Genomic DNA, 2,560 nt, shown 5'->3' with positions numbered 1-2,560 from the left:
CAACTGTTTTATACATGGCGTAAGGGAAGAATGTATGTTGCACGTTACTCTCAAGTCGATGTTGTTAACCTATATGATGTTCTGTATTTCAGAGCTTATGGATTTGACAAAAATAACAAACTGATGATTTATGATTTTGAACCCCGTATTCCTAACCTAATAGACGACATAATAAGCAAAAAATATTTATTGGCTTTTATGGCAAAATATCTGATTCAAGGAAAAGAATCTGTCAGTTCAGTGGATTTTAAACGCCAATCATCAATATTTTCTTTACGTAAGAACTCAAAACCGGCAGATTGGGAACAACAAATTTCAGCAATTTTAGCAGAGTTGGATAGGCTTGGTCCACCGAAAAGGGCCACTGATCCTAAACCATAGTTGGAAAAAATAGCACCGAAGAATATTATAATCATCTCGGTGCAAATTTTAAAATTTCAAAAATTACACTGTAAATATTTTGGTATTATATGCTTACTGAAGATGTTATTGCTCCTCTTCGTTATGAATGGGGTAAGGAACCAATACTAGAAAATGCCATTTATGGTTATGATGATGAAGTATTACATAGAAAGTTTGGTATATAAAAAAGGATTATATTATGAACAGAACATATTCTATTAAAAATCATACTCTTGAAACAGAAAATTTTTCAGAGCTATGCTCTGATACTATTAACAAAAAATTTGAAAAAATTAATAACAAAAAAGCAAGGAAAATAGCCTGCTTAGAGAGTATTAATAACACAGAATGCCGTCTAATAAATAGCCTGAATTTAATGAGGCGATTTTTTATGTACTTGTATTTTATTGGTTCGTTGATTGGAATGGGGACCTTTATTAACCACTACTTAAAAGTATGGAATGCGAGTGAGACATCATATATTGAGGGGGCTAGTTATGCAAAAGAAGATTATGGTGAATATTTTTATTTAAACCCAAATCTGCCTGAATATCAAAAAAAGTACGAGTATATTGCTCACGACAAGAGTATTTCACTTTTAAAATATTGGCATATTCGTTATTCCAAAGATGGATTTTATAGTGAAGAGCGGGCAAGATATTTTTTAATGACAGATGCTGGTTTTTTCTTACTTTATCTCTTTTTTATTATTGTTTCTTTTTATTTTTTACTCAAAGTTCGCACCATCCCTCCTTTTATCATCGATAGAGAAAGACAGATTTTTTATACCTGGCTGAAAGGAAAGGTATATGTGGCAAATTATGCTCAGTTGGAAGTCTATAATTCCTCAGGTAATTTAGGGTTAAAAACCTGTGGATACGATAAGAACAATAAGCTTATTAATTATTTTTATTTACCTAAATTTCCAAGCATATTTAATACAAATATAGATATAGAATATTTACTGACCTTTGTCTCGAAATATTTTGTGCAAGGAAAAGATACTGTTAGTTTGGTTGATTTTAAACGTAGAGGACCACTTTTCTGGTTACGTGAAGAGCCAAAACCGGCAGATTGGGAGGCACAGGTTGCAGCAATTTTAGCTGAAGTAGATCGATTTGGACCACCTCATGTCTCTGTATCTGAAAAAACTCCGAAGGAAAGAGTTTAATGAAAAATTGATAGAAAGAATTTAATACGTACCTTTCTAGCAGGGCGTTTATTATCGCTCTGTAATTACTTTGGAAAGAGAAATTTTCTCAATAATGAATGAAGTAGGATGATGGATTATGGAATATACGGACTATAAAAAAATTAAAAATCTCAGAATTAACCGGCTATCAACAGTGTGTGATCCTTTCTTAGATGAAGATATTGGCATACTGAATAAAGAGCAAATAAAATCAGAAGGTTTTATTAATTTAATTGATAATAAAAAATGCGAAATACGGTTTGGAAAAAGTAATTATCGTGAAAATATTTTACTTGCTTCTTTAGTAGGTTTTTTATTAGGTTTTTGTTTTTTTATTAATGATGTTATTAATACATGGAAAGCAAATGAAGAAAGTTATTTGGAAACTGTTATTCGTGCCAAGAAAAAGTATGGAGATGAGTTTTATTTAAATTCAAAATTGCCAGATTTTCTTGAGCCATATAAGTATATTTATGATGCAAAGAAAATATCTTGGTCTCAATATTTTCATATTCGTTATATGGATAATGGTTTTTATGAAAAATCTAGAGTGAGAGAAAATTTATTTTTAGATGGTGGTTTTTTCCTATTTTCTATTACAATGATTTTAATTCATTTATGGGTATTATCTTTAATTCGTAAAATACCACCTCTTGTTATTGATCGGGAAAAACAACTGTTTTATACATGGCGTAAGGGAAGAATGTATGTTGCACGTTACTCTCAAGTCGATGTTGTTAACCTATATGATGTTCTGTATTTCAGAGCTTATGGATTTGACAAAAATAACAAACTGATGATTTATGATTTTGAACCCCGTATTCCTAACCTAATAGACGACATAATAAGCAAAAAATATTTATTGGCTTTTATGGCAAAATATCTGATTCAAGGAAAAGAATCTGTCAGCTCAGTGGATTTTGAACGCCAATCATCAATATTTTCTTTACGTAAGAACTCAAAACC

3 protein-coding genes are annotated in these 2,560 nt (G+C 30.8%); all 3 read left to right on the top strand.

Annotation, left to right across the window (positions count from 1 at the left end):
- Positions 1-381, top strand: a 381-nt coding sequence (locus Xmir_RS21975; RefSeq protein ID WP_208620481.1) for a hypothetical protein, incomplete at its 5' end; no start/stop codon positions are given.
- 220 nt (positions 382-601) lie between these two features.
- Positions 602-1,573 (top strand): hypothetical protein, encoded by a 972-nt coding sequence (locus Xmir_RS21970; RefSeq protein ID WP_099116094.1) that lies wholly within the window; start codon positions 602-604, stop codon positions 1,571-1,573.
- Between the two features lie 118 nt (positions 1,574-1,691).
- Positions 1,692-2,560, top strand: an 869-nt coding sequence (locus Xmir_RS21965) for a hypothetical protein (protein WP_145956950.1), incomplete at its 3' end; no start/stop codon positions are given.

It is taken from the genome of Xenorhabdus miraniensis (assembly GCF_002632615.1).
The sequence above is the reverse complement of the archived record's forward strand: the minus strand, read 5'-3'. Positions and strand labels throughout refer to the sequence as shown.

What these genes read in the sequence shown, in the direction of transcription:
- Xmir_RS21970 (WP_099116094.1), top strand. Translation starts at nt 602, where the DNA reads ATGAACAGAACATATTCTATTAAAAATCATACTCTTGAAACAGAAAAT.